The 23,495-nt window shown below is 51.0% G+C and carries 22 protein-coding genes; 8 read left to right on the plus strand and 14 right to left on the minus strand.

All coding sequences use genetic code 11. From position 1 onward, the window contains the following. The first annotated feature begins 141 nt into the window (after positions 1-141). The 5 genes from lolC to cobB are packed head-to-tail and all read left to right on the plus strand — an operon-like array spanning position 142 to position 5,059. On the plus strand, positions 142-1,341 hold the full coding sequence (lolC, locus tag J4614_RS01085) for a lipoprotein-releasing ABC transporter permease subunit LolC (RefSeq protein WP_001518787.1): 1,200 nt from the start codon (positions 142-144) through the stop codon (positions 1,339-1,341). After that, a complete protein-coding gene (gene lolD / locus J4614_RS01090) occupies positions 1,334-2,035 on the plus strand; it encodes a lipoprotein-releasing ABC transporter ATP-binding protein LolD (protein ID WP_001033714.1) in 702 nt (233 codons plus the stop codon). Before lolC ends, lolD begins: the two co-directional genes overlap by 8 nt. Next, entirely contained in the window at positions 2,035-3,279 is a 1,245-nt protein-coding gene (gene lolE, locus J4614_RS01095; protein ID WP_000168091.1) for a lipoprotein-releasing ABC transporter permease subunit LolE, read from the plus strand. The genes lolD and lolE overlap by 1 nt, the downstream gene beginning before the upstream one ends. Positions 3,280-3,307: 28 nt before the next feature. Continuing rightward, the gene (gene nagK, locus J4614_RS01100; protein ID WP_208293028.1) at positions 3,308-4,219 is read left to right on the plus strand and encodes an N-acetylglucosamine kinase; all 912 of its coding nucleotides are present in this window, start codon (positions 3,308-3,310) and stop codon (positions 4,217-4,219) included. Positions 4,220-4,237: 18 nt separating this feature from the next. Continuing rightward, positions 4,238-5,059 (plus strand): Sir2 family NAD+-dependent deacetylase, encoded by an 822-nt coding sequence (gene cobB / locus J4614_RS01105; RefSeq protein ID WP_001191856.1) that lies wholly within the window; start codon positions 4,238-4,240, stop codon positions 5,057-5,059. A gap of 81 nt (positions 5,060-5,140) precedes the next feature. Here the strand turns inward: cobB and potD are convergent, their stop codons facing one another. The 5 genes from potD to potA form a co-directional block, all read right to left on the minus strand. After that, the gene (gene potD / locus J4614_RS01110; protein ID WP_000759329.1) at positions 5,141-6,187 is read right to left on the minus strand and encodes a spermidine/putrescine ABC transporter substrate-binding protein PotD; all 1,047 of its coding nucleotides are present in this window, start codon (positions 6,185-6,187) and stop codon (positions 5,141-5,143) included. A gap of 24 nt (positions 6,188-6,211) precedes the next feature. Beyond that, positions 6,212-6,991 (minus strand): spermidine/putrescine ABC transporter permease PotC, encoded by a 780-nt coding sequence (gene potC, locus J4614_RS01115; protein WP_000580299.1) that lies wholly within the window; start codon positions 6,989-6,991, stop codon positions 6,212-6,214. Positions 6,992-7,306: 315 nt separating this feature from the next. After that, a complete protein-coding gene (gene sifA, locus J4614_RS01120; protein WP_001644649.1) occupies positions 7,307-8,317 on the minus strand; it encodes an SPI-2 type III secretion system effector SifA in 1,011 nt (336 codons plus the stop codon). Between the two features lie 328 nt (positions 8,318-8,645). Beyond that, positions 8,646-9,509 (minus strand): spermidine/putrescine ABC transporter permease PotB, encoded by an 864-nt coding sequence (potB, locus tag J4614_RS01125; protein WP_000799391.1) that lies wholly within the window; start codon positions 9,507-9,509, stop codon positions 8,646-8,648. Then, the gene (gene potA / locus J4614_RS01130; RefSeq protein ID WP_000531583.1) at positions 9,493-10,629 is read right to left on the minus strand and encodes a spermidine/putrescine ABC transporter ATP-binding protein PotA; all 1,137 of its coding nucleotides are present in this window, start codon (positions 10,627-10,629) and stop codon (positions 9,493-9,495) included. Before potA ends, potB begins: the two co-directional genes overlap by 17 nt. Positions 10,630-10,879: 250 nt before the next feature. On the opposite strand from potA, the gene pepT reads away from it, so the two are divergent. Beyond that, positions 10,880-12,109 (plus strand): peptidase T, encoded by a 1,230-nt coding sequence (gene pepT / locus J4614_RS01135; protein ID WP_208293029.1) that lies wholly within the window; start codon positions 10,880-10,882, stop codon positions 12,107-12,109. Positions 12,110-12,112: 3 nt separating this feature from the next. Beyond that, the gene (locus tag J4614_RS01140; protein ID WP_058215136.1) at positions 12,113-13,447 is read left to right on the plus strand and encodes a hypothetical protein; all 1,335 of its coding nucleotides are present in this window, start codon (positions 12,113-12,115) and stop codon (positions 13,445-13,447) included. A gap of 39 nt (positions 13,448-13,486) precedes the next feature. Here J4614_RS01140 and roxA read toward each other — a convergent pair whose 3' ends face one another. From roxA to rluE, 9 genes are all read right to left on the minus strand, one after another. Next, entirely contained in the window at positions 13,487-14,608 is a 1,122-nt protein-coding gene (roxA, locus tag J4614_RS01145) for a [50S ribosomal protein L16]-arginine 3-hydroxylase (RefSeq protein WP_000456514.1), read from the minus strand. Between the two features lie 80 nt (positions 14,609-14,688). Then, the gene (gene phoQ, locus J4614_RS01150) at positions 14,689-16,152 is read right to left on the minus strand and encodes a two-component system sensor histidine kinase PhoQ (protein ID WP_001031687.1); all 1,464 of its coding nucleotides are present in this window, start codon (positions 16,150-16,152) and stop codon (positions 14,689-14,691) included. Further along, the gene (gene phoP / locus J4614_RS01155) at positions 16,152-16,823 is read right to left on the minus strand and encodes a two-component system response regulator PhoP (RefSeq protein WP_001537766.1); all 672 of its coding nucleotides are present in this window, start codon (positions 16,821-16,823) and stop codon (positions 16,152-16,154) included. The genes phoQ and phoP overlap by 1 nt, the downstream gene beginning before the upstream one ends. A gap of 126 nt (positions 16,824-16,949) precedes the next feature. Beyond that, positions 16,950-18,320, minus strand: a complete 1,371-nt coding sequence (gene purB / locus J4614_RS01160; RefSeq protein ID WP_000423763.1) for an adenylosuccinate lyase — start codon at positions 18,318-18,320, stop codon at positions 16,950-16,952. Positions 18,321-18,323: 3 nt separating this feature from the next. After that, positions 18,324-18,965, minus strand: a complete 642-nt coding sequence (hflD, locus tag J4614_RS01165) for a high frequency lysogenization protein HflD (RefSeq protein WP_001519653.1) — start codon at positions 18,963-18,965, stop codon at positions 18,324-18,326. 86 nt (positions 18,966-19,051) lie between these two features. Further along, positions 19,052-20,158 (minus strand): tRNA 2-thiouridine(34) synthase MnmA, encoded by a 1,107-nt coding sequence (mnmA, locus tag J4614_RS01170; protein WP_000004540.1) that lies wholly within the window; start codon positions 20,156-20,158, stop codon positions 19,052-19,054. Positions 20,159-20,211: 53 nt separating this feature from the next. Then, complete coding sequence (locus J4614_RS01175) at positions 20,212-20,673, minus strand: NUDIX hydrolase (RefSeq protein WP_001589139.1); 462 nt, start codon at positions 20,671-20,673, stop codon at positions 20,212-20,214. An 11-nt stretch (positions 20,674-20,684) separates the two neighbouring features. After that, the gene (locus tag J4614_RS01180) at positions 20,685-21,014 is read right to left on the minus strand and encodes a lysozyme inhibitor LprI family protein (RefSeq protein WP_138019800.1); all 330 of its coding nucleotides are present in this window, start codon (positions 21,012-21,014) and stop codon (positions 20,685-20,687) included. Continuing rightward, on the minus strand, positions 21,011-21,676 hold the full coding sequence (gene rluE / locus J4614_RS01185; protein ID WP_001249415.1) for a 23S rRNA pseudouridine(2457) synthase RluE: 666 nt from the start codon (positions 21,674-21,676) through the stop codon (positions 21,011-21,013). Before rluE ends, J4614_RS01180 begins: the two co-directional genes overlap by 4 nt. Before the next feature lie 171 nt (positions 21,677-21,847). Here rluE and icd point away from each other — a divergent pair, with 171 nt between their 5' ends. Continuing rightward, positions 21,848-23,098: an NADP-dependent isocitrate dehydrogenase gene (icd, locus tag J4614_RS01190; RefSeq protein WP_000444508.1), complete on the plus strand. Its 1,251-nt coding sequence runs from the start codon at positions 21,848-21,850 to the stop codon at positions 23,096-23,098. Positions 23,099-23,495 lie beyond the last annotated feature (397 nt).

Below are 23,495 nucleotides of genomic sequence, written 5' to 3' on the forward strand. Positions count from 1 at the left end.
GGTAAAGTATGAACATGTAAGTGACTTGATTTGTCGGCCTTTTTCAGAATAGCGCTGACGAACTCTTACGGTTCAGACATTTACGCATTCCGCTTTCGCTTATATACTCGGGACTTTGCTAACAGCAACCAGACGGATTACATGTATCAACCTGTCGCTCTATTCATCGGCCTGCGTTACATGCGCGGGCGTGCAGCAGATCGCTTCGGTCGCTTCGTTTCCTGGCTTTCCACCATCGGCATTACCCTGGGGGTGATGGCGCTGGTCACGGTATTGTCGGTGATGAACGGTTTTGAGCGCGAACTGCAAAATAACATTCTTGGTTTGATGCCTCAGGCCATCCTCTCTGCTGAACATGGTTCTCTTAACCCGAATCAGATGCCGGAAAAAGCGGTGAATCTGCAAGGCGTTAACCGTATTGCGCCGCTGACGACGGGCGATGTCGTACTGCAAAGCGCGCGTAGCGTTGCGGTTGGCGTGATGTTGGGTATCGATCCGGCGCAAAAAGATCCATTAACGCCGTATCTGGTCAATGTGAAGCAAAGCGAATTACAGCCGGGTAAGTATAATGTCATCCTCGGCGAGCAGCTCGCCGGACAGTTAGGGGTCAACCGCGGCGATCAGATTCGGCTAATGGTGCCATCTGCCAGCCAGTTTACGCCAATGGGACGTCTGCCCAGCCAGCGTCTGTTTACGGTGATTGGCACATTTGCCGCCAATAGCGAGGTCGATGGCTATGAAATGCTGGTCAATATTCAGGACGCGTCGCGTTTAATGCGCTATCCGGCAGGCAATATTACCGGCTGGCGTCTGTGGCTGGATGAACCGCTGCAAGTCGATACCCTCAGCCAACAGACGCTGCCGCAAGGCACGAAGTGGCAGGACTGGCGCGAACGCAAAGGCGAGTTGTTCCAGGCTGTGCGCATGGAAAAGAACATGATGGGATTGTTGCTGAGTCTCATCGTGGCGGTCGCGGCTTTTAACATTATTACTTCGTTGGGCCTGATGGTCATGGAGAAGCAGGGCGAAGTGGCGATTTTACAAACTCAAGGGCTGACGCCGCGACAAATTATGATGGTCTTTATGGTGCAGGGGGCCAGCGCCGGGATTATCGGCGCGCTGTTGGGCGCCGCGCTGGGCGCATTGCTTGCCAGCCAACTAAATAACCTGATGCCGATCATCGGCGCGTTTCTGGATGGCGCTGCGTTGCCCGTGGCGATAGAGCCATTACAGGTGATCGTTATCGCGCTGGTGGCAATGGCCATCGCGCTGCTTTCTACGCTTTATCCTTCCTGGCGCGCTGCCGCCACTCAACCCGCTGAGGCTTTACGTTATGAATAAGATCCTGTTGCAATGCGACAACCTGTGCAAACGCTATCAGGAAGGCACCGTACAAACCGACGTGTTGCACGATGTCAGCTTCAGTATCGGCGAAGGCGAAATGATGGCGATCGTCGGCAGTTCCGGTTCGGGTAAAAGTACGTTGCTGCATCTGTTAGGCGGGCTGGATACGCCTACCTCTGGCGATGTGATTTTTAGCGGCCAGCCGATGAGCAAACTCTCTTCTGCGGCAAAAGCGGAATTACGTAACCAGAAACTGGGGTTTATCTATCAGTTTCATCATCTCCTGCCGGATTTTACGGCGCTGGAAAACGTGGCGATGCCATTATTAATTGGCAAAAAGAAACCGGCGGAGATTGACGCTCGGGCGCGAGAAATGCTGCACGCCGTAGGGCTGGAGCATCGCGCAACCCATCGACCTTCGGAACTTTCCGGCGGTGAGCGCCAGCGTGTCGCGATAGCGCGCGCGTTGGTGAATAACCCGCGTCTGGTACTGGCGGATGAGCCGACCGGTAATCTGGATGCGCGTAATGCCGACAGTATTTTTGAGCTTCTGGGCGAGTTAAATCGTCTGCAGGGAACCGCGTTTCTGGTGGTGACTCACGATTTGCAACTGGCGAAACGTATGAGCCGCCAGCTTGAGATGCGCGATGGTCGCCTGACGGCGGAACTGAGCCTGATGGGGGCTGAGTAATGGCGTCGCCTTTATCATTATTAATTGGGTTGCGCTTCAGCCGTGGGCGGCGGCGCGGCGGTATGGTTTCGCTCATTTCCGTCATTTCTACCATCGGTATCGCGCTGGGCGTGGCGGTATTGATTGTCGGTTTAAGCGCGATGAACGGTTTCGAACGCGAGTTGAACAACCGTATTTTGGCGGTGGTTCCACACGGGGAGATTGAAGCGGTCAATCAGCCGTGGACTAACTGGCGTGAAGCGCTGGCAAAAGTGCAGAAGGTGCCGGGCATTGCCGCCGCCGCGCCGTATATCAATTTTACCGGCCTGGTAGAGAGCGGGGCGAATTTGCGCGCCATTCAGGTTAAAGGCGTCGACCCTAAGCAAGAGCAGCAGCTTAGCGCGTTACCGTCATTTGTGCAAAATCACGCCTGGGATCATTTCAAAGCGGGCGAACAGCAGATCATTATCGGCAAAGGTGTCGCCGATGCGCTGAACGTGAAACAGGGCGACTGGGTGTCCATCATGATCCCCAATGCGAATGCCGACCATAAGCTGCTCCAGCCCAAACGCGTGCGTTTGCATGTCATCGGGATTCTGCAACTGAGCGGCCAGCTCGATCACAGCTTCGCCATGATCCCGCTTGAGGATGCGCAGCAGTATCTGGATATGGGGTCCAGCGTTTCCGGTATCGCGCTTAAAGTCCATGACGTGTTTAATGCGAACAAACTGGTGCGTGACGCGGGTGAGGTGACTAACAGCTATGTCTACATTAAGAGCTGGATCGGCACCTACGGCTATATGTATCGCGATATCCAGATGATTCGCGCCATTATGTATCTGGCGATGATTCTGGTGATCGGCGTGGCCTGTTTTAATATCGTTTCCACCTTAGTGATGGCGGTAAAAGACAAAAGCGGCGACATTGCGGTATTAAGAACGCTGGGGGCGAAAGATGGTTTGATTCGTGCCATTTTCGTCTGGTACGGACTACTGGCGGGCTTGCTGGGCAGTTTGATTGGCGTGGCGATCGGCGTTGTTGTTTCGCTTCAGCTTACCGCCATTATTAATGGGATTGAAAAGGCGATCGGGCATCAGTTTTTGTCCGGCGATATCTATTTTATCGACTTCCTGCCATCCGAATTACATTGGCTGGACGTTGTTTACGTACTGGTCACGGCGTTGTTGTTAAGCTTACTGGCGAGCTGGTATCCGGCGCGGCGGGCGAGCAACATTGACCCTGCGCGAGTATTGAGCGGCCAGTAATCGCGGAATATAAAAACAAGGAGCGGTGATGTATTACGGGTTTGACATTGGCGGAACAAAGATTGCGTTAGGCGTATTTGACTCAACGCGGCAGCTGCAGTGGGAAAAACGGGTTCCCACGCCCCATACCAGCTATAGCGCCTTTTTAGACGCCGTGTGCGAACTGGTCGCGGAAGCCGACCAGCGATTTGGCGTAAAAGGGTCGGTAGGGATTGGCATACCCGGTATGCCGGAAACCGAAGACGGCACGCTGTACGCCGCGAATGTCCCGGCAGCCAGCGGTAAGCCGTTGCGCGCCGATCTCAGCGCCCGACTGGATCGCGATGTGCGTCTGGACAATGACGCTAACTGTTTTGCCTTGTCCGAAGCCTGGGATGATGAATTCACGCAATATCCTTTGGTTATGGGGCTTATCCTCGGCACCGGCGTCGGCGGTGGCCTGGTGCTAAACGGGAAGCCGATTACCGGTCAGAGCTATATCACCGGCGAGTTTGGCCATATGCGTTTGCCGGTTGACGCGCTAACGTTGATGGGGTTTGATTTTCCTCTCCGCCGTTGTGGATGCGGTCAGATGGGCTGCATTGAGAATTATCTGTCCGGGCGCGGGTTTGCGTGGCTATATCAGCATTATTATCATCAATCGCTGCAGGCGCCGGAGATTATCGCGTTGTGGGAGCAGGGCGATGAGCAGGCGCACGCGCATGTTGAGCGCTATCTGGATTTACTGGCGGTTTGTCTGGGGAATATACTGACGATTGTCGATCCCGATTTATTAGTGATCGGCGGCGGACTATCGAACTTTACGGCAATAACAACGCAACTGGCGGAAAGACTGCCGCGCCATCTCCTCCCTGTTGCCCGCGCGCCGCGCATTGAGCGTGCGCGGCATGGGGATGCAGGTGGGATGCGCGGTGCTGCTTTTTTACATCTTACCGACTAATCAAAAAAAGAGGTTGTTATGCAGTCGCGTCGGTTTCATCGATTAAGCCGCTTTCGTAAAAATAAACGTCTGTTGCGTGAACGTCTGCGCCAGCGGATCTTTTTCAGAGACAGAGTGGTGCCGGAAATGATGGAAAACCCAAGAGTATTAGTCCTTACAGGTGCAGGAATTTCTGCAGAGTCTGGTATTCGTACGTTTCGCGCGGCGGATGGCCTTTGGGAAGAGCATCGGGTTGAAGATGTGGCGACGCCGGAAGGATTCGCCCGTAATCCGGGTCTGGTGCAGACATTTTATAATGCCCGCCGTCAGCAGCTTCAACAGCCGGAAATACAACCCAATGCGGCGCATCTGGCGTTAGCGAAGCTTGAAGAAGCGCTTGGCGATCGCTTTTTGCTGGTGACGCAAAACATCGACAATTTGCATGAACGCGCGGGCAATCGCAACATCATTCATATGCATGGCGAGCTGTTGAAGGTGCGCTGTTCGCAAAGCGGCCAGATTCTGGAATGGAACGGCGATGTGATGCCGGAAGATAAATGTCACTGCTGCCAGTTCCCAGCGCCGCTACGTCCGCACGTGGTGTGGTTTGGCGAGATGCCGCTTGGCATGGATGAAATTTATATGGCGCTGTCGATGGCGGATATTTTTATCGCCATTGGCACATCCGGTCATGTCTATCCGGCTGCGGGTTTTGTGCATGAAGCAAAACTGCACGGCGCACATACGGTGGAACTGAATCTTGAGCCAAGCCAGGTCGGCAGCGAGTTTGAAGAGAAGCACTACGGCCCGGCAAGCCAGGTTGTGCCGGAATTTGTTGATAAATTCCTGAAAGGGCTGTAGTGCTGTTTGCCCGGTAACGCCTTATCCGGCCTACATTTCACGTTACGTTCATCTGTAGGCCCGACAGGCGCTTTGGCTGAATTAGCGTCCTGCTTTTAGCTTTTGATAATACTCTTCATAAATGGCGCTGGCGTCGCCGACATCGTTTTGCCACTCGCCTTTGCTGATGGTTTGCGCATCCGGATAGAGCGACTTATCATTGGCGACCTCCGGGCTTAACAGCTTACGCGCCGCCAGGTTGGGGGTAGGGTAGCCGATGGTTTCTGCCACCTCTTTCGCGACGTCAGGACGCAGCAGGAAGTTGATTAGCTTCAGCGCGCCCTCTTTATTTTTCGCGTTCGCCGGAATAGCCAGGCTATCCATCCAGAAAATACCGCCTTCTTTCGGCCAGACGACCTCCAGCGGCGTGCCAGCCTGACGAGCAACGAAGGCCGAACCGTTCCACACCATCCCCAGGTTGACTTCCCCTTCCATATACGGATTCGCCGGATTATCGGAGTTGAAGGCCGCTACGTTCGGCATCAGTTTTTTCAACTCTTCATATGCCGCTTCGATCTCTTTCGGATCGGTAGTGTTACCGGAATAACCTAGCTTGCGCAGCGCCATCTGGAAGACTTCTCGCGCATCGTCGGTTAAAAGCAGGCTGTTTTTATATTCCGGTTTCCACAAGTCAGCCCAGCTGGTAATGGTTTTTGGATCGATAGCATCGCTGTTCACGCCAATCGCCGTTGCGCCCCAGATATACGGAACAGAATAATCGTTGTTGGGGTCAAACGGTTTGTTGAGCATTTCCGGATCGAGGTTGTGGAAATTGGTTAATTTCGACTTATCGATCTTCTGGATCATGCCTTCTTTGCGCATTTTGTCGACATAGTATGTAGAAGGAACAACCAGGTCATACGCGCCATCTTTATAGGTTTTGAGTTTGGCATACATGGTTTCGTTCGACTCGTAGGTCGAATAAATCACCTTAATGCCGGTCTCTTTAGTGAACTGTTCCAGCAGGCCCGGCGGCACATACTCAGTCCAGTTATAGAAATAGAGCGTGTCGTTGTCGGAGGCATGAGCGGCACTCATACCCAGCGCCAGGGCGCCCGCCGCGAGCAGGTGGCGTGACCATTTTTTCATTTAACGTCCCCTGAATTACGGGCCTTATCGGCCCTTGGTTTTATCACGAGCAATAAGCTGGCTGGCAATGACCATTACCAGAGACAGCACCAATAAAACGGTCGCCAGCGCGTTCACTTCTGGTGAAACGCCGACTTTTACCATGGAATAAATCTTTAAGGGTAAAATTTCATAACCCGGCCCGGTGACAAACGACGAGACCACGACATCGTCCATCGACAACGTAAAGCTCAGCAACCAGCCCGCCGCCACCGCCGGCATCGCCAGCGGCAGAATGATTTTGCGTAAAATCGTTACCTCACTGGCCCCCAGGTCTTTTGCGGCTTCCAGCATTCTGACATCAAAGCCTTTCAGGCGCGAATAGACCGTGACGACCACAAACGGCAGGCTAAAGGTGATGTGCGAGAACAGCAACGACCAAAAGCCCAGTTGAATGCCGAGTAACATAAACAGCACCAGCAGGGAGATCGCCATCACGATATCCGGCGACATCATTACTACAAACAGCATCCCGCTGACGAATGGCTTCCCGCGAAAGCGGTAGCGATAAAGCGCCACCGCGGTTAACGAGCCAATCAACGTGGCGAAGGTCGCTGAAAAAATCGCCATCGTCAGTGAATGTTGAGCGGCCTGCAACAGACTGTCGTTATTGACCAGGAGTTCGTACCATTTAGTGGTAAAGCCCTGCCAGTTAATGCCGAACCGCGAACTGTTGAAGGAGTTCACAATCAGAATAATGATGGGAATATACAGATACGCATAGATGGCAGTCATGAAACCGCCACGGAGCAGCCGACCGATCATTCAAGTTCCACCTTCTTATTCAGAGGATGGGGTGCTTTTAGAGTATTGAAAATGATCAATTTTTTCTCTTCTCCAAAATCTCTCCAAAACGTCTCGCGGTTATCAGCAGCCAGGAAGAAGCAAGCTGCCGCTTGAAGCCGCGAATTTTACAACAAATTGCCAGACGAGCGGGAAAAAAAGGCCATTTAAATGACTATTCTCATCCGATCCGGTCATATGCGGCATTATTGCACCAGGCAAGAGGTTACTCTGTAGGCAAACATGGAGTACGTGAGTAAACCCTGAACGTGACGTTTGAGAAAGCGTCGTCTGATTTTATAAAAAACAACATAAACAGCCGCTTTGTTGTTCTGAGCGAACGTGTAGCGTGGTTAACTGTTCTTCCGCCATTTTTTGTATAGCCTGGGGGTTTATTCTAAAAATGGCGTGAAAAACCTGATCAGAGATGGCTTCGATTATCTCAGCTAACATGCTTAGGCTGGCGCTGGGATCCGTTACGAGGAACGCCTGAAACGTCTTATCCGCCAGTAAAACCTCTTCTACCATTTTTTCAATAGGTATGTGGGTATGCGGTGGTGGTATTTCAAGCTGTTTTAAGCCACACATCGTCATTGTTTCTAAAAATGCGTTTTGCTGAGTACTTTCGGATATATTCGCATGCTGTAAAATGCGCGTTGTCTTTTCAATCCCAGACTGAATTTTCGCTGCCAGGTAGGTTACCTTTTCTTGCGTTTTCCACTCATCTAAATTTCCTTTTCTCCATTCAGAATATAAATACCCCTTTATGTTGTCTAATGGAACCGATAATGTCGGCGCGCCAGCAGGATTGAGACATAATGTCGAAGGGAGGGGGTAATCTACGATTTCGCTATATCTTCTATTAATCATGGCCGTCATTTGTGGATGCGGTTTTAAAATATCGGGGCGATCTTTTATTAAAAAATAAGCATTCCCCATGACTTCACAGGTAAAGGCATCGGTATTTTGAGTGATACGTAACAATTCGTTCTCTTCGTTTTGATCCATGATGCGAAGAATAATAGTGTCATCATTTTCATTAGGATTATAAACCTGAAATCTATCTCTTTGTGATGCGCAGGCTAACTCTTTTAACTCAAAAAAAATCTCTGTAAGCCGCTCTCGTGTGGGGGTGCGATCGGCAAACAACATCTCATGTAGACAACTGTCCGCTTTTGCTTTGCCAGTAGAAAAAAAGAAGTCTTTAATTTTTTCCCATAAAACTTTCCACCATGCTTCTTTCGTATTCCTTGGGGAGTTGGTAAGGATTTCACTTTTTAAAAAACCATTCCCTATAGTAATCGGCATATTAATCTCACTTATACTGGAGTAAAAATGACTACATAATTGATTAAATCGGCCCTTTCTATCTCCACTGCGGGCGCATCGGATGTAATATAATTTTTAAAAGAGACTGGCAATCAGTATAAAACCTGAGAGCTTCGCGTATAAACGCATTACTGTCTGTGATAGCGTCGCTACAGGTAAAAATAAAAGAAGGCCTGGCGCGGATGATGCTGTAGATTTGCAATACTGGCGGCAACTGCTTTCATGCGTTTTTTATGCCGGAGGCATGAAGTTTACCCTTGAATAAACTTCATGCCTGAATGCGTATGGATTTGTTAGCGTTGCGCAATTAATCGCTTATATCACTCACCTTCTTATTCAATAAGCGGGAAGCCCGCCAGTAAATCAACAGCATGAGTCCCATCACAATGGTCAGCGTAATGCTGGTAGCCGCGCCAAACGGCCAGTCGCGAATATTCAGGAACTGTACCTTAATGACGTTACCAATCAGCAGGTTTTTCGCGCCACCCATTAAATCGGAGACGTAGAACAGGCCCATTGCCGGTAGCATCACGAGCAGGCAACCGGCGACAATGCCCGGCATGGTTAATGGAATAATGATGCGGATGAACGTTTGCATTTTACTGGCGCCGAGATCGCGTGCGGCCTCCAGTAGTGGTTTGTCGAGCTTCTCAATGCTGGAGTAGAGCGGCATGACCATAAACGGCAGCAAAATGTAAACCAGGCCGATAATAACGGCGCTCGGGGTGAACATGATGCGAATCGGCGTATCAATCACGCCCAGCCACAGCAGGAATTCATTGAGATAACCTTTAGTGCTCAGGAATATTTTCAACCCATAGATGCGGATCAGTGAGTTGGTCCAGAAAGGAACGATCAGCAAAAACAGCAATAACGGACGTATCTTTTCCGGTAACTTCGCCAGAAACCAGGCAAAAGGATAGCCTAGCACCAGGCAGGAGAGGGTGGCGATCAGCGCCATATTCAGAGAGTGCAGGAGCACTTCAAAATAGAGCGGATCGAGCAGGCGTGCGTAGTTATCCAGCGTAAAGACCATCTTAACGAAACTGGCGTCGTCACGGGTCAGAAAGCTGGTGCCAATGATCATCAGGTTGGGCAGAAAAACAAACAACACAAGCCAACCGACGATAGTGACAATCACTACATTCTGGAATTTACTTGTGTTCTTCATCAGCCAGTACGACCTCCCAGCTTTCTACCCAACTAATGGCCATTTTTTGGTCAAGTGAATGGTCGAAGTCAGGATCGTCTTCGTTGAAGAATTCGCTGACCATCACCATTTTGCCATTTTCCAGTTCAACCACCGACTCCAGCGTCATACCTTTATAATTGCGCTCGCGCACGTAGCCGATAAGCCCTTCGATGTGGTTATCATCGTTGATCTCTTCGACGCGTAGATCTTCCGGTCGCAGCAGGACGTTCAGTTTTTGGCCTGGTTCGACAGCGAAATTGACGTATATATTGCACTCCCGACCTTCTACGCTGGCGCGGACGCGCTGTTCATCAAGCCGTTCAATGACGGTTGCGTCAAAGCGGTTAATTTCGCCGATAAAACCGGCGACAAACAGGTTTTTTGGCTCTTCATAGATTTCACGCGGCGTGCCGTCTTGCTCAATCACGCCATTACGCATTACCACGATACGATCGGACATGGTGAGCGCTTCTTCCTGATCGTGAGTGACAAAAACAAACGTGATACCGAGTTTACGCTGTAATGCTTTAAGCTCGTTCTGCATTTGTTTGCGCAATTTATAGTCCAGCGCGGAGAGCGATTCATCCAGTAATAACAGGCGAGGTTTATTCACCACCGCGCGGGCGATAGCCACACGCTGCTGCTGTCCGCCGGAAAGCTGGTGCGGTTTACGTTGTGCAAACTCTTCAAGCTGCACCATACGCAGCGCATCGGTCACGCGGGGCGCAATCTCGGTGGCTGGCGTTTTTTGCATCCGTAAGCCAAACGCGACATTTTCAAACACCGTCATATGCGGAAATAAAGCGTAGCTTTGAAATACGGTGTTCACATAACGATTTTCGGCGGGAACGTGGGTGATATCCTGGTTATCCAACATGATATGCCCGGCATCAACGGTTTCCAGGCCGGCAATCAGGCGAAGAACGGTTGTTTTACCGCAGCCGGAAGGGCCAAGCAGCGTGAGGAATTCGCCATTGTTAATGGTCAAATCCAGTTGTGAAATGACCTCTTTGCCATCGAAACTTTTGCTAATTCCCGACAAAAGCACCAGCGGTGAAAGCGAACGCGGTTGTTTATTCAATTTCTTACTCTGTCCCATGTAAACGCAACGGATGGCTGACCGCTGCGGGGTTTGTGGTTAACCACCTTAATCACTCTTAATGAGGGCGGTCATTCTACGGCAAACCACTGTGATCGCCAATCCTTGTTGCGAATTACTGACTTAGCTTTATAGTCAGAAAGCGTGTCAAAGTGAAATATTCTTGTTTGCAGGGATAAAAGTGACCTGACGCAATATTTGTCTTTTCTTGCTTATTAATAATGTTGTCACGAAAAGTGAGGGTGACTGCATGGATAAACTACTTGAGCGTTTTTTACACTACGTATCGCTGGATACCCAATCAAAGTCGGGTGTTCGGCAGGTTCCCAGCACTGAGGGGCAGTGGAAGTTACTACGTTTGCTCAAACAGCAGCTCGAAGAGATGGGGCTGGTTAACATTACATTAAGCGAAAAAGGGACGTTGATGGCGACGCTCCCGGCCAATGTTGAGGGGGATATTCCCGCCATTGGTTTTATCTCCCATGTGGATACCTCTCCGGATTTCAGCGGTAAAAACGTTAACCCGCAGATTGTTGAGAATTATCGCGGCGGCGATATAGCATTAGGGATTGGCGATGAGGTGTTGTCACCCGTGATGTTCCCGGTACTGCATCAATTACTGGGACAGACGCTGATTACTACCGATGGTAAGACATTGCTGGGCGCGGACGATAAAGCCGGCGTTGCGGAGATCATGACCGCGCTGGCGGTGCTGAAAGGTAATCCTATTCCCCACGGCGACATTAAAGTGGCGTTTACGCCTGACGAAGAGGTAGGGAAAGGCGCGAAGCACTTCGATGTTGAGGCCTTTGGCGCGCAGTGGGCCTATACGGTCGACGGCGGCGGCGTGGGCGAACTGGAGTTTGAAAACTTCAATGCCGCCTCGGTGAATATCAAAATCGTCGGCAATAACGTGCATCCTGGTACGGCGAAAGGCGTCATGGTCAATGCGCTGTCGTTGGCGGCGAGGATTCACGCGGAAGTGCCGGCGGATGAAGCGCCTGAAACCACCGAAGGTTACGAAGGGTTTTATCATCTGGCCAGCATGAAAGGCACCGTTGATCGGGCCGAAATGCACTACATCATTCGCGATTTCGACCGTAAGCAGTTTGAAGCGCGTAAACGCAAAATGATGGAGATTGCCAAAAAAGTCGGTAAGGGACTGCATCCGGACTGCTATATCGAGCTGGTGATAGAAGACAGTTATTACAATATGCGCGAAAAAGTGGTTGAACATCCGCATATTCTCGATATCGCCCAGCAGGCCATGCGCGACTGTCATATTACGCCGGAGATGAAACCGATTCGCGGCGGTACAGACGGAGCGCAACTGTCGTTTATGGGCCTGCCGTGTCCTAATCTCTTTACCGGCGGATATAACTATCATGGTAAACATGAGTTTGTGACGCTGGAGGGGATGGAAAAAGCGGTACAGGTAATTGTACGTATCGCGGAGTTGACGGCGAAGTGCGGCCAGTAGCGAATGTTACGCATTGTGGTGAAGCGTTTTATTATTTATGGCGGGATATTTTCCGCCATAAATTTTTCTGCCTGGAGCGCCGAATATCCGCCTTCCTGGTCTCAGCGCCAGCAACAATCTGCAGCATGTTTTATGACCGGCGATGAAACCTGCATAACGTTTATTGATGATGCGGTGAGGCTGGCCTCGCGGCAATATGGCAAACGCTCAATACAGCTTGTTCGTAGCCTGCTATTACAAAGCGATATTTATCAATGGCTGGGTAAACCGGAGTTAACGCCGCAAATGCTGCTGCGAGCGCGGGCAATCATGAAAACATTTCCGGCGGGCGCTTATCCGGGCGATCGGGCCGATATGTTTGAACACCTGGCGGCCTTTAATGTTTACAGTAACGATCGTTATATAGAGTATTCACCGACAGAGAAGTGGCGATACGAGATCAAGGTTGATTACCGTCAGCAGATAGCCTGGCAAGAGCAGGCATTAACGTGGCGGCTTAAAGACAAAAAGACATCGACGGAGGCATTGGTTTATACCTTAAACAGGATGCGCGACGCTTATTCTGAGGCGCTGGAAGAGTGGGATGTCGAATGTGATAGTGCGCGTAAAGCCTATTATTTGGCGAAGATAGACGCAACGGAGCAGCAGTGGCTGGGCGTTATTTTACGAGATAAAACCTGGGATAATCGTGAGCGCGTCGCCTCTTTTTTGCAGCAGAAAGCAAATATTGCTTATAATGCAGGGCATATTAGCGAGGCGATTAATGCGCTAAGTCAGGCGCTAAAAATTGAGCAAACGCTTTATGGCGCCGAATTCGGCGAAATGACGGTTGACAGCAATAATCTTGCTGGCTTTTATGCACAGGGCCATCATTATAAGGAAGCGAAAGATCTCTACCTTAAACTTATCGCGTATTACCAGAGCCGTTTAACGCCAATGGCGACGGTAATATCACGATTACGCTTTTATTTGCCCGAAAACATCGACCTGGACAGTACTTCCTTCTATCTCCCATTGCTGGAAGAATATAAACGTCGGCAGTCTGACGTATCAATGGTGTTGCATGGTATTTCGCTGCTTTATCAGAATAATCAACAGCTTGAACAAGCAAAATACTTTGCGGAACGCGCCTTTACGCTTGATGCCGTAGCTTATCCAGCAAAGATGCAGTATGAACGATTACAGCAATTGGCTAATATTGCCGAAGGTCTTGGCGATAACGTACTGGCGCGACGTTACCGACAATTGTCATTTCGCCATCGAATGGCCCACTCGATTTACCCAAGCGATCCGCAATATAACGATTTCGCCAAACCTGGCGGCGATCGTTGTGGATAGTTTGCGTCAGCCCGGCGGTCGCCGGGCATTGCGATGTTCTTATCCTTCGAAGAACCAGTACCCGCTATTCACCAGCGCCGCCAGCATGGCGAGGAAGGACGGGTCTTCCAGCGCATCGCCGAAGTTTTCAGCGGTTAGTGCAATATGACTGGCGAGCGCCTCCAGAGCGGGGCGATGCGGGGAGTCTATTTTTTCGCCATTCGCATAGACCTCATCGCCGATACGCAATACGCGAAGCCCGCCGAGACGTACTAATACCTCGCCTTGCTTTAAGGCATCGTAAATCTCATCAGGCTGATACGGCGGCTCCGGCGGCGCAATATCCAGTTCGTGGCGTGACTGAGAGAGAAACTCGCCAAGCCACTGTTGGAAATGCGCGGGTTGATTGATCAAATCGAGCATCATATTACGCAGTTTATCCATCTCCTGCGGCAGGATATCCGCCGGATGCTTGCGGGACGGCATATCCGGATCGCTGTAGTATGTATTGCCCAACTCCCGTTGCAGGACGTAATCGGCAAAACCGCTGATCAGCTCACGGCTATTGGGCGCGCGAAAACCGACCGAATAGTTCATGGCGTTTTCCAGCGCATAGCCTTCATGCGGGAATCCTGGCGGAATATACAGAATGTCGCCCGGCTCCAGCTCTTCATCAATAATGGCCTCGAACGGATCGACTTGTAACAGGTCGGGATGCGGGCAGTGCTGACGCATTTGCAGCTTTTCGCCCACGCGCCAGCGACGGCGACCAGTTCCCTGGATAATAAACACATCATACTGATCCAGATGCGGGCCAACGCCGCCGCCGGGAACGGAAAAGGAGATCATCAAATCGTCGATACGCCAGTCCGGCAGAGCGCGGAACGGGCGCATCAAGGCGGCGGTTGGTTCATGCCAGTGGTTTACCGCCTGTACCAGCAGCGACCAGTTGCTCTCACCCAGATGATCGTAGCTTTCGAAAGGGCCATGGCTGACCTGCCATTTGCCATCCTGATGGCTAACGAGACGACTGTCGATTTCGCTTTCCATCGCCAGCCCCGCCAGCTCATCCGGCGAGAGCGGATCGATAAAGTTGCTAAACCCACGTTTTAACACCACCGGGCGTTTTTGCCAGTGGCGTTCAAGAAAGTCGGGCCAGTTAAGAGTTAATTGGTATTCCATGTTAAGTATCCGCAGGCTGGTATCTGACACCGATTATAACGGATGCTTAACGAGATGCGTGGAAGAACGCATAGAAATGTTTATTCCTCTTTCTGAGTGGGATGCTGTCGGCCAAAAACGACCTCCATACGGGCGCCGCCGAGCAGACTGTCGCTGGCAATGATCTGCCCGGCGTATTGTTCCGTAATCTCGCGCGCGACAGCCAGCCCCACGCCTTGCCCTGGTCGCAGGGTATCGGCGCGCTGACCGCGATCAAACACCAGGGAACGTTTGCTGTGGGGTATGCCTGGGCCGTCATCTTCGACGAAAATATGCAAATGATCGTCGGTCTGGCGAGCCGAAATCTCGACAAACTCCAGGCAATATTTACAAGCGTTGTCCAGTACGTTGCCCATTACTTCGACAAAGTCGTTTTGCTCGCCGACAAAACTGATCTCTGGTGAAATATCCATACTGATATTCACCCCTTTACGCTGATAAACTTTATTTAGCGCAGAAATCAGGTTATCTAACAACGGCGCGACGGGATGCAGTTCGCGGCTTAACAACACGCCGCTACCGCGCATACTGGCGCGATGCAGATAATAGCCGATCTGTTGGGAAATCCGGCTGATCTGTTCCAGCATCACCGGTTCAGCTTTGCTGACGCTCATCTTTTCGTTGCGTAAAGAGCGTAACGTACTCTGCAAAACCGCGAGCGGCGTTTTTAAACTGTGCGTCAGGTCGGTCAGGGTCGTGCGGTATTTGTTATAACGTTCGCGCTCGCTTTTGAGCAGTTGATTAAGGTTGCGCACAAGGCTGGTCAGCTCACGCGTCGTCTCCGGATTGAGCATTTCGCGATGATGATCTTCAAGCTCGCGCACCTCCCGCGCCAGCGCCTCGATAGGGCGTAAGCTCCACCAGGCGGCGATCCACAGTAAAGGAATGACTAACAGTAAATTGGCGGCCAGCACGTATACGAACCAGCTCCACACCATATAGGAGCGTTTTAGCTCTATCGGAATGGTATCGACCACCACGATGGTTAACTGCGGCATCCGCGCTGTGGCAGGATAAATATTTACCGCTACCGAGTGGGTCATCTCCGCATCATCGTCATCTTCACGTACTTCTTTGAGTTTTTCCTGCGCGGAATGGTCTTCGCTCAACAGCGTGCTGGTGGCGTCTACGTTGGTTTCAATTTCATGGAAGCCGTTCGTTTTTAACCATTCCGGTTGAATGCTTTTAATCAACCAGGGGATGTTGCGCTGCGTCCATAATAATTTGCCCGTTTCATCGTAAATAAGGGTCATGGTCGGGCTTTGCATGTCCAGATTTTCAGGCAGCTCAACGCTGATTTTATTATTTTCCCATTTGGCGAGGGTATAAAACAGGTTGCTTTCGCCGCGCAGTAGACGAAAGGTGGTTTTATCAAAACTTACGCTATAGCCGACCAGCGCCACTATGCCATATGCCAGAGAAAGCACCAGCACGACGCCGGCTGTCGCCAGCAAAAAACGAACCCGCAGCGACAGCGGCAGAAAATGGCGAGCAAATTTATTCATTAGCGCAATTCAAAAAGATATCCTTGTCCGCGTACGGTGGTAATGACATCGTGCGGATACTGGGCCTGTATTTTTTTCCGCAGACGCCCCATGAGAACATCAATGGTATGACTTTCCCGCAGTTCCGCATCCGGATACAGCTGAAGCATCAGCGAATCTTTGCTGACCACTTTACCGTTGTTACGGATAAGCGTTTCCATAATGGTGTATTCGAACGCCGTGAGTTTGATGACCTCTTCATTGACGGATAATTCCCGGCGTGAGAGATCCACCTGGAAAGGCGGGATGTTGATCACCTGGGAGGCCAGACCGCTATTACGGCGCATTAACGCCTGCATACGCGCCATTACCTCTTCGATGTGGAATGGCTTCGTCACGTAGTCATCTGCCCCGGAGCTGAGAACCTCGACTTTATCCTGCCAGCCTTCGCGCGCGGTTAACACCAGAACCGGCAGTGAAACATCACTGCTGCGCCAGCGGCGTATTAAGGAAAGGCCGTCTTCATCCGGCAGACCTAAATCGACAATAGCGATATCCGGAAGGTGTTCATTAAGGTAGTAATCAGCTTCCCTGGCATCTTCTGCGGCATCGACCTGGTGACCTGAATCCTGGAGCTGAACCTTCAGGTGGTGGCGTAATAATGCATTATCCTCTACAACCAGTACGCGCATCATCTCTTCTCCCTTGTGTTAACAATAAGAACAGTCTAGCGTTGATTATGGTGCTTTGGGGATAAACAGTTAATAAACCAGACAAATAGTCACCCTCTTTCTGAAGAAAAGAGGGTGAGGCAGGCATTATTTAAGTTCGTCGACCAGAGTCACCGCGCGACCGATATAATTTGCCGGCGTCATGGCTTTAAGGCGCGTTTTTTCTGCTTCCGGCAGGGCCAGACTATCAATAAACTGTTTCATTCCTTCGGCATCGACACGCTTGCCACGGGTCAACTCTTTCAGTTTTTCATATGGTTTTTCAATACCATAGCGGCGCATGACGGTCTGGATCGGTTCGGCTAATACTTCCCAGTTGTGATCCAGTTCGTCAAGCAGATGATCGCGGTTTACTTCCAGCTTGCTGACGCCCTTCAGGGTGGACTGATAAGCGATAAGCGCATAGCCGATGCCGACACCCAGGTTACGCAGAACGGTTGAGTCGGTCAGATCGCGCTGCCAGCGGGAAACCGGCAGTTTGTTTGCCAGATGGTGCAACACTGCATTAGACAGACCGAGGTTGCCTTCTGAGTTTTCAAAGTCAATGGGGTTAACTTTGTGCGGCATGGTAGAAGAACCGATCTCCCCGGCGATGGTTTTCTGTTTGAAATGGTTCAACGCAATATAGCCCCAGACATCGCGATCGAAATCGATCAGGATGGTGTTAAAGCGCGCGATACAGTCAAACAGTTCCGCAATATAATCATGCGGTTCAATCTGGGTGGTGTAAGGGTTCCACTGGATGCCCAGTGAGGTGACGAACTCTTCGCTGAACTGATGCCAGTCAACTTCCGGATAGGCGGCGATATGCGCGTTATAGTTGCCTACGGCGCCGTTGATTTTACCGAGGATCTCCACCTGGTTGAGCTGGCGGAACTGACGCTCCATACGATACGCCACGTTCGCCATCTCTTTACCCAGAGTGGAAGGCGTTGCCGGCTGGCCGTGGGTGCGGGAGAGCAGAGGAATGTCGCGATACTGCGTGGCGAGATCTTTAACCGCGTTAATCACCTGACGCCAGTAAGGCAGGATCACTTCATCGCGCGCGGTTTTGAGCATTAACGCGTGCGACAGGTTGTTAATGTCCTCAGAAGTGCAGGCAAAGTGGATAAACTCGGAAACGTCATGTAGCGCCGGGATCGCGGCGACTTTTTCTTTCAGAAAATACTCAACCGCTTTCACATCGTGATTCGTGGTGCGCTCAATGGTTTTAATGCGCGCGGCATCTTCTTCATTGAAGTTTGCAACAAGCGTATCCAGGTAACCGTTTGCGTCGGCAGCAAAAGCAGGAACTTCCTTGATCGCTGCGTGCGCGGCTAATTTCTGCAGCCAACGTACTTCGACTTGTACACGAAATTTCAGCAAACCGTATTCGCTAAAAATTCCGCGCAGCGCGCTGACTTTATCGCCGTAGCGTCCATCGACAGGGGAAACGGCGGTCAGTGAGGATAATTCCATAGATCATAACTCCGGGGTTAAATGAGCAAGAATTTGTTTTGCCTGAGTCGTCAGGCGATGACGAGAAAACATAAGCTGTAGGCGACCACCGCCTACCTGATGCCAGAGCACGGCTGCACGGATGCCTGCCAGTAGCGAAGCGCGGACTTTGGCCTGAACCTGCGGACTTTGCAGAACGGCCGGGGAGCCCGTCACCTGAATGCGCGGGCCCAATGGGCTAATCACATCCACGTAGATGCCCGCCATGGCGCTCATTAACGTGTCTGACTGTAAATCAAAATGGTCAAGCTGGCGCTGCAGGCCGTTAATTCGATCGCCTAACGTATTCAACGCGCCTTTGGCGGATGACAGCTTGCGCTCCAGCACCATCAGGCTAAGCGTATAACGCGTCAGTTCGGCGTTAAGTCCTTGTCGGCTGCTGGCATTCAGCACGCCGAGCAGTGTTTCCAGACCAAGACGCAGGTTAGCTTCGCTGCCGCCGAACACGCCCAGAGTAGAACTGGGATTCATATCAATGACACTGTTGAGTGAAACGTGCAACGCGTCGGCATCACAGTGCCCCTGGTGCGCCAGTTGTTGCACCAGGCGTGCCGACTGGCAAATGCCAGACAGCGCGAGGGTGATGTCATAATAATTCTTTGCCACAATCACTGCTTCCTTGTATCAAATAAAATACACTTCATCTTTTAAGCCGCTTTGAGGCGACTTGAATGATGTTGTGTATTGAATAATCAGACCGTCAGCGGCAGTCGCTGCTCGATAATGCCGCCGCCCAGGCAGACTTCGCCGCTGTAAAAGACAGCGGACTGGCCCGGCGTAACGGCGGCAACCGGCTCGTCAAAAATGACCTCGATACGATCGTCATCCAGCGCGTTAATCGTGCACGGAATATCGGTCTGGCGGTAGCGGGTTTTTACCGTACAGCGCAGGGTGCCGGTGAACGGTTCGCGATCGACCCAATGTAGCTGCTGGGCGATGAGGCCTACCGACATCAGGCGTGGGTGCTCATGCCCCTGGGCGACAATTAACACATTGTTTTCAACGTCTTTATCCACCACATACCAGGGGTCTTCGCTACCGTCTTTGGTGCCGCCAATTCCCAGCCCTTTACGCTGACCGAGCGTATGATACATCAGACCCTGATGCTCGCCGATTTCATCGCCGTCAACGGTAATAATTTTCCCCGGCTGCGCAGGCAGATAGCGCCCTAAAAAGTCGCGGAACTTGCGCTCGCCGATAAAGCAGATACCGGTAGAATCTTTTTTCTTGGCGGTTACCAGCCCCAGATCTTCGGCGATTTTACGCACCTGCGGTTTTTCCAGCTCGCCAACCGGGAACAGACTTTGCGCAATCTGCTCATGGCCAAGCGTATAGAGGAAGTAGCTCTGATCTTTGTTGCCGTCGAGCCCGCGCAACAAACGGCTTTTGCCGTTTACATCCGCGCGTCGGACGTAGTGACCGGTGGCGATATAGTCGGCGCCTAAATCTTCTGCGGCAAATTCAAGGAAGGCTTTAAATTTGATCTCTTTATTGCACAGAATATCCGGGTTCGGCGTACGGCCCGCTTTGTACTCTTCAAGGAACAGTTCAAAGACGTTATCCCAATATTCTGCGGCAAAATTGACGGTATGCAGTTCAATGCCAAGCTTGTCGCACACGGCCTGCGCGTCAGCCAGATCGGCTGCCGCGGTACAGTATTCCTCACCATCGTCCTCTTCCCAGTTCTTCATGAACAGGCCTTCTACCTGATAACCCTGTTGTTGCAACAGCCAGGCGGAAACGGAGGAATCGACACCGCCGGACATGCCGACGATCACTTTTTTTGGGCTTTCTGACATTGGAATACTCGCGACATTGAACTTCAAGGCGGCGTATTCTATCACGCAGCCCTTTACTTGACACCCTCTGTAAACGGCCAGTTAAATTCGCCCACTATAGATAAGGGGTAACATTGTCCCGTTTGATAACTGCGAATGCTTTCAGCCACCAGCGGAGAACGTAAATTCGGCGCGTTCAGAATCTCGTCGGCGCTCACCCAATGGCAGCAATCGATGTCATTGTCATGGGGGTTGGTCGCGCAAATATGATCAAGCTTGATAGCGAATAAAAAGCGCAGGAACGGGGTTTTATCCGGCGCAATCCACTGATGCATACGGATAAAATACTGTGGTTGCGCCGTGATGCCAGTCTCTTCCCACAGTTCTCGCGTGGCGGCCTGCGCCAGCGTTTCATCTGCCTCCAGGTGTCCGGCAGGTTGATTCCATAACGATTTACCGTTGATGGTCTCTTCCACCACCAGAAATTTATCTTCGGCATGTACGATGCAGGCAACGGTCACGTGCGGCTTGAACATAGGCATCCTTATTAAAGCGGTTTATCAATGTGGTCATAGATCGCGTCAAGCTGTTTCAGACGCTCGTTATAAGCTTTTGTCAGGCAGGTGACGTCGGCCTTGCACTGCTGACGCTGTTTAAGCCAGCTCTGCTGGGCGTCCTGCAGCGCGCCGCGACTGCTCATCGCGAACAACCCTTTCAGAAACTGATATTTGGTGTGCATTTCCACGTCTTTATCATTCAGCGTCAGGTGCGCGCAGATAGCCTTTTCATCCGCAGCCTGCGCTTTCTGGCAGTCGAAGCTGGCCGCATTAACGGATAACGGTGTTAATAAAGCAAAAGCAATGAGAAGCCGTTTCATCTGTCTTTCTCCTGTGCGATCTCGCGCCACTGTCCATTATCGAGGCCGTTGAGCGTGTAGTCGCCCATGCTGTAACGAATTAATCGTAGAGTGGGATGACCGACATGCGCTGTCATGCGTCTTACCTGGCGGTTGCGGCCTTCATATAAGGTGACTTTTAGCCAACTGGTGGGAATATTCTTCCGCTCGCGAATCGGCGGGGTGCGCGGCCACAGCCAGTCAGGCTCCGCGACAATCTCAATACCGGCGGGCAGGGTAGGGCCATCGTTGAGCGTGACGCCAGTACGAAGCGCCTGTAGCGCTTCATTATCCGGGATGCCTTCTACCTGAACATAGTAAATCTTGCCGGTGCGCTTGCCCGGTTGCGTGAGGCGCGCCTGCAGCGCGCCGTCATTAGTCAGCACCAAAAGCCCTTCGCTGTCGCGGTCCAGGCGGCCTGCGGCATAAACGCCTTGCACAGGAATAAAATCTTTTAACGTGCGGCGACCTGCTTCATCCGTGAACTGCGGCAACACATCGTAAGGTTTATTGAACAAAACCACGCGTTTTGGCTGGTTTTCTTTCCGTGATTTAGATGCTTGTCGTGAGCTGAATCGCTTAACGTAGTGATTTCTAAAAGAAGTTTTTTGCATGGTGTTTTCAGAACTTATTAATTGCCGCATTATAGCGCAATAATGAGTGTCTTTCATGGCGGCAAACAATAGGGTAGTATTGACATGCTCATTACAAAACGTTAACAAAAAATTGCTCTAACGCAGTCGTGCAGCAGGACGCCATTGCACATGCAGCGCGATGACAGACGAGCAAACCAGAAGCGCTCGAAGGAGAGGTGAATGGAAAGCAAAGTAGTTGTTCCGGTGGAAGGTAAGAAGATCACCCTGCAAAACGGCAAACTCAACGTTCCTGAGAATCCGATTATCCCGTTTATTGAAGGCGATGGTATCGGTGTTGATGTCACTCCAGCCATGCTTAAAGTGGTCGATGCCGCCGTCGAGAAAGCCTATAAAGGCGAGCGTAAAATTTCCTGGATGGAAATTTACACCGGAGAAAAATCCACACAGGTTTACGGCCAGGATGTCTGGCTTCCCGCTGAAACCCTTGATTTAATTCGTGATTACCGCGTAGCGATTAAAGGTCCGTTGACCACGCCGGTTGGCGGCGGTATCCGCTCTCTGAACGTTGCCCTGCGTCAGGAGCTTGACCTGTACGTTTGTCTGCGTCCCGTTCGTTACTATCAGGGCACGCCAAGTCCGGTGAAACATCCGGAGCTGACCGATATGGTCATCTTCCGTGAAAACTCTGAAGATATCTACGCCGGAATTGAATGGAAAGCTGACTCTGCAGACGCTGAGAAAGTGATCAAGTTCCTGCGCGAAGAGATGGGCGTGAAGAAAATTCGCTTCCCGGAGCACTGCGGTATCGGTATCAAACCGTGTTCTGAAGAAGGCACTAAACGTCTGGTTCGCGCGGCGATTGAATACGCTATTACTAACGATCGCGATTCCGTTACGCTGGTACATAAAGGCAATATCATGAAGTTCACCGAAGGCGCGTTTAAAGACTGGGGCTACCAGTTGGCGCGCGACGAGTTCGGCGGTGAGCTTATTGACGGCGGTCCGTGGCTGAAAATTAAGAACCCGAACACGGGTAAAGAGATCGTGGTTAAAGACGTTATCGCCGATGCGTTCCTGCAACAGATCCTGTTGCGTCCGGCGGAATACGATGTTATCGCCTGTATGAACCTGAACGGTGACTATATTTCCGATGCCCTGGCGGCTCAGGTTGGCGGTATCGGTATTGCACCGGGTGCGAATATCGGCGACGAATGCGCGTTGTTTGAAGCCACTCACGGGACTGCGCCGAAATATGCGGGCCAGGATAAAGTCAACCCAGGCTCCATTATTCTGTCTGCGGAGATGATGCTGCGTCACATGCAGTGGTTCGAAGCGGCGGATCTGATTGTTAAAGGTATGGAAGGCGCGATTGCCGCGAAGACCGTGACCTATGACTTTGAACGCTTGATGGAAGGCGCTAAGCTGCTGAAATGTAGTGAGTTTGGCGACGCGATTATCGCAAATATGTAATATCGATAATTGTTAAAAACAAAAACGGGGACTTAACGTTCCCGTTTTTATTATTAGCATTCGAACGGTTATCAAAATAATTTATCAAAACTCCCTCAATTCAGACCGCAATAGTAATCTATCCTTTACCCCGATCGTCGTGGTAACCTGAGCCCCCCTGAAAGTTGATAGTTACCGGTTTTGATTGTAGTGGTTTTCTTTATGATGTGTGGTTTGGCTATTTTTTGAAAGTGCCTTATCAGATTTGTTGTTATTATCAGGATAATATTTCAATAAAAGGTGATAATTTATAGACTGCAATAGTGGGTAGATTAAGTATTTTATGAAATTATTAGTATGCTTTATTTGCACTTCTACAAGGCGGCTAAGAAGTGTTGAAATATCAGCCTGATAAAGA

The sequence above is a fragment of the Salmonella sp. 32031103-2018-00083-FB-01-SM-01 genome, from assembly GCF_017571995.1.
GTDB lineage: Bacteria > Pseudomonadota > Gammaproteobacteria > Enterobacterales > Enterobacteriaceae > Salmonella > Salmonella enterica.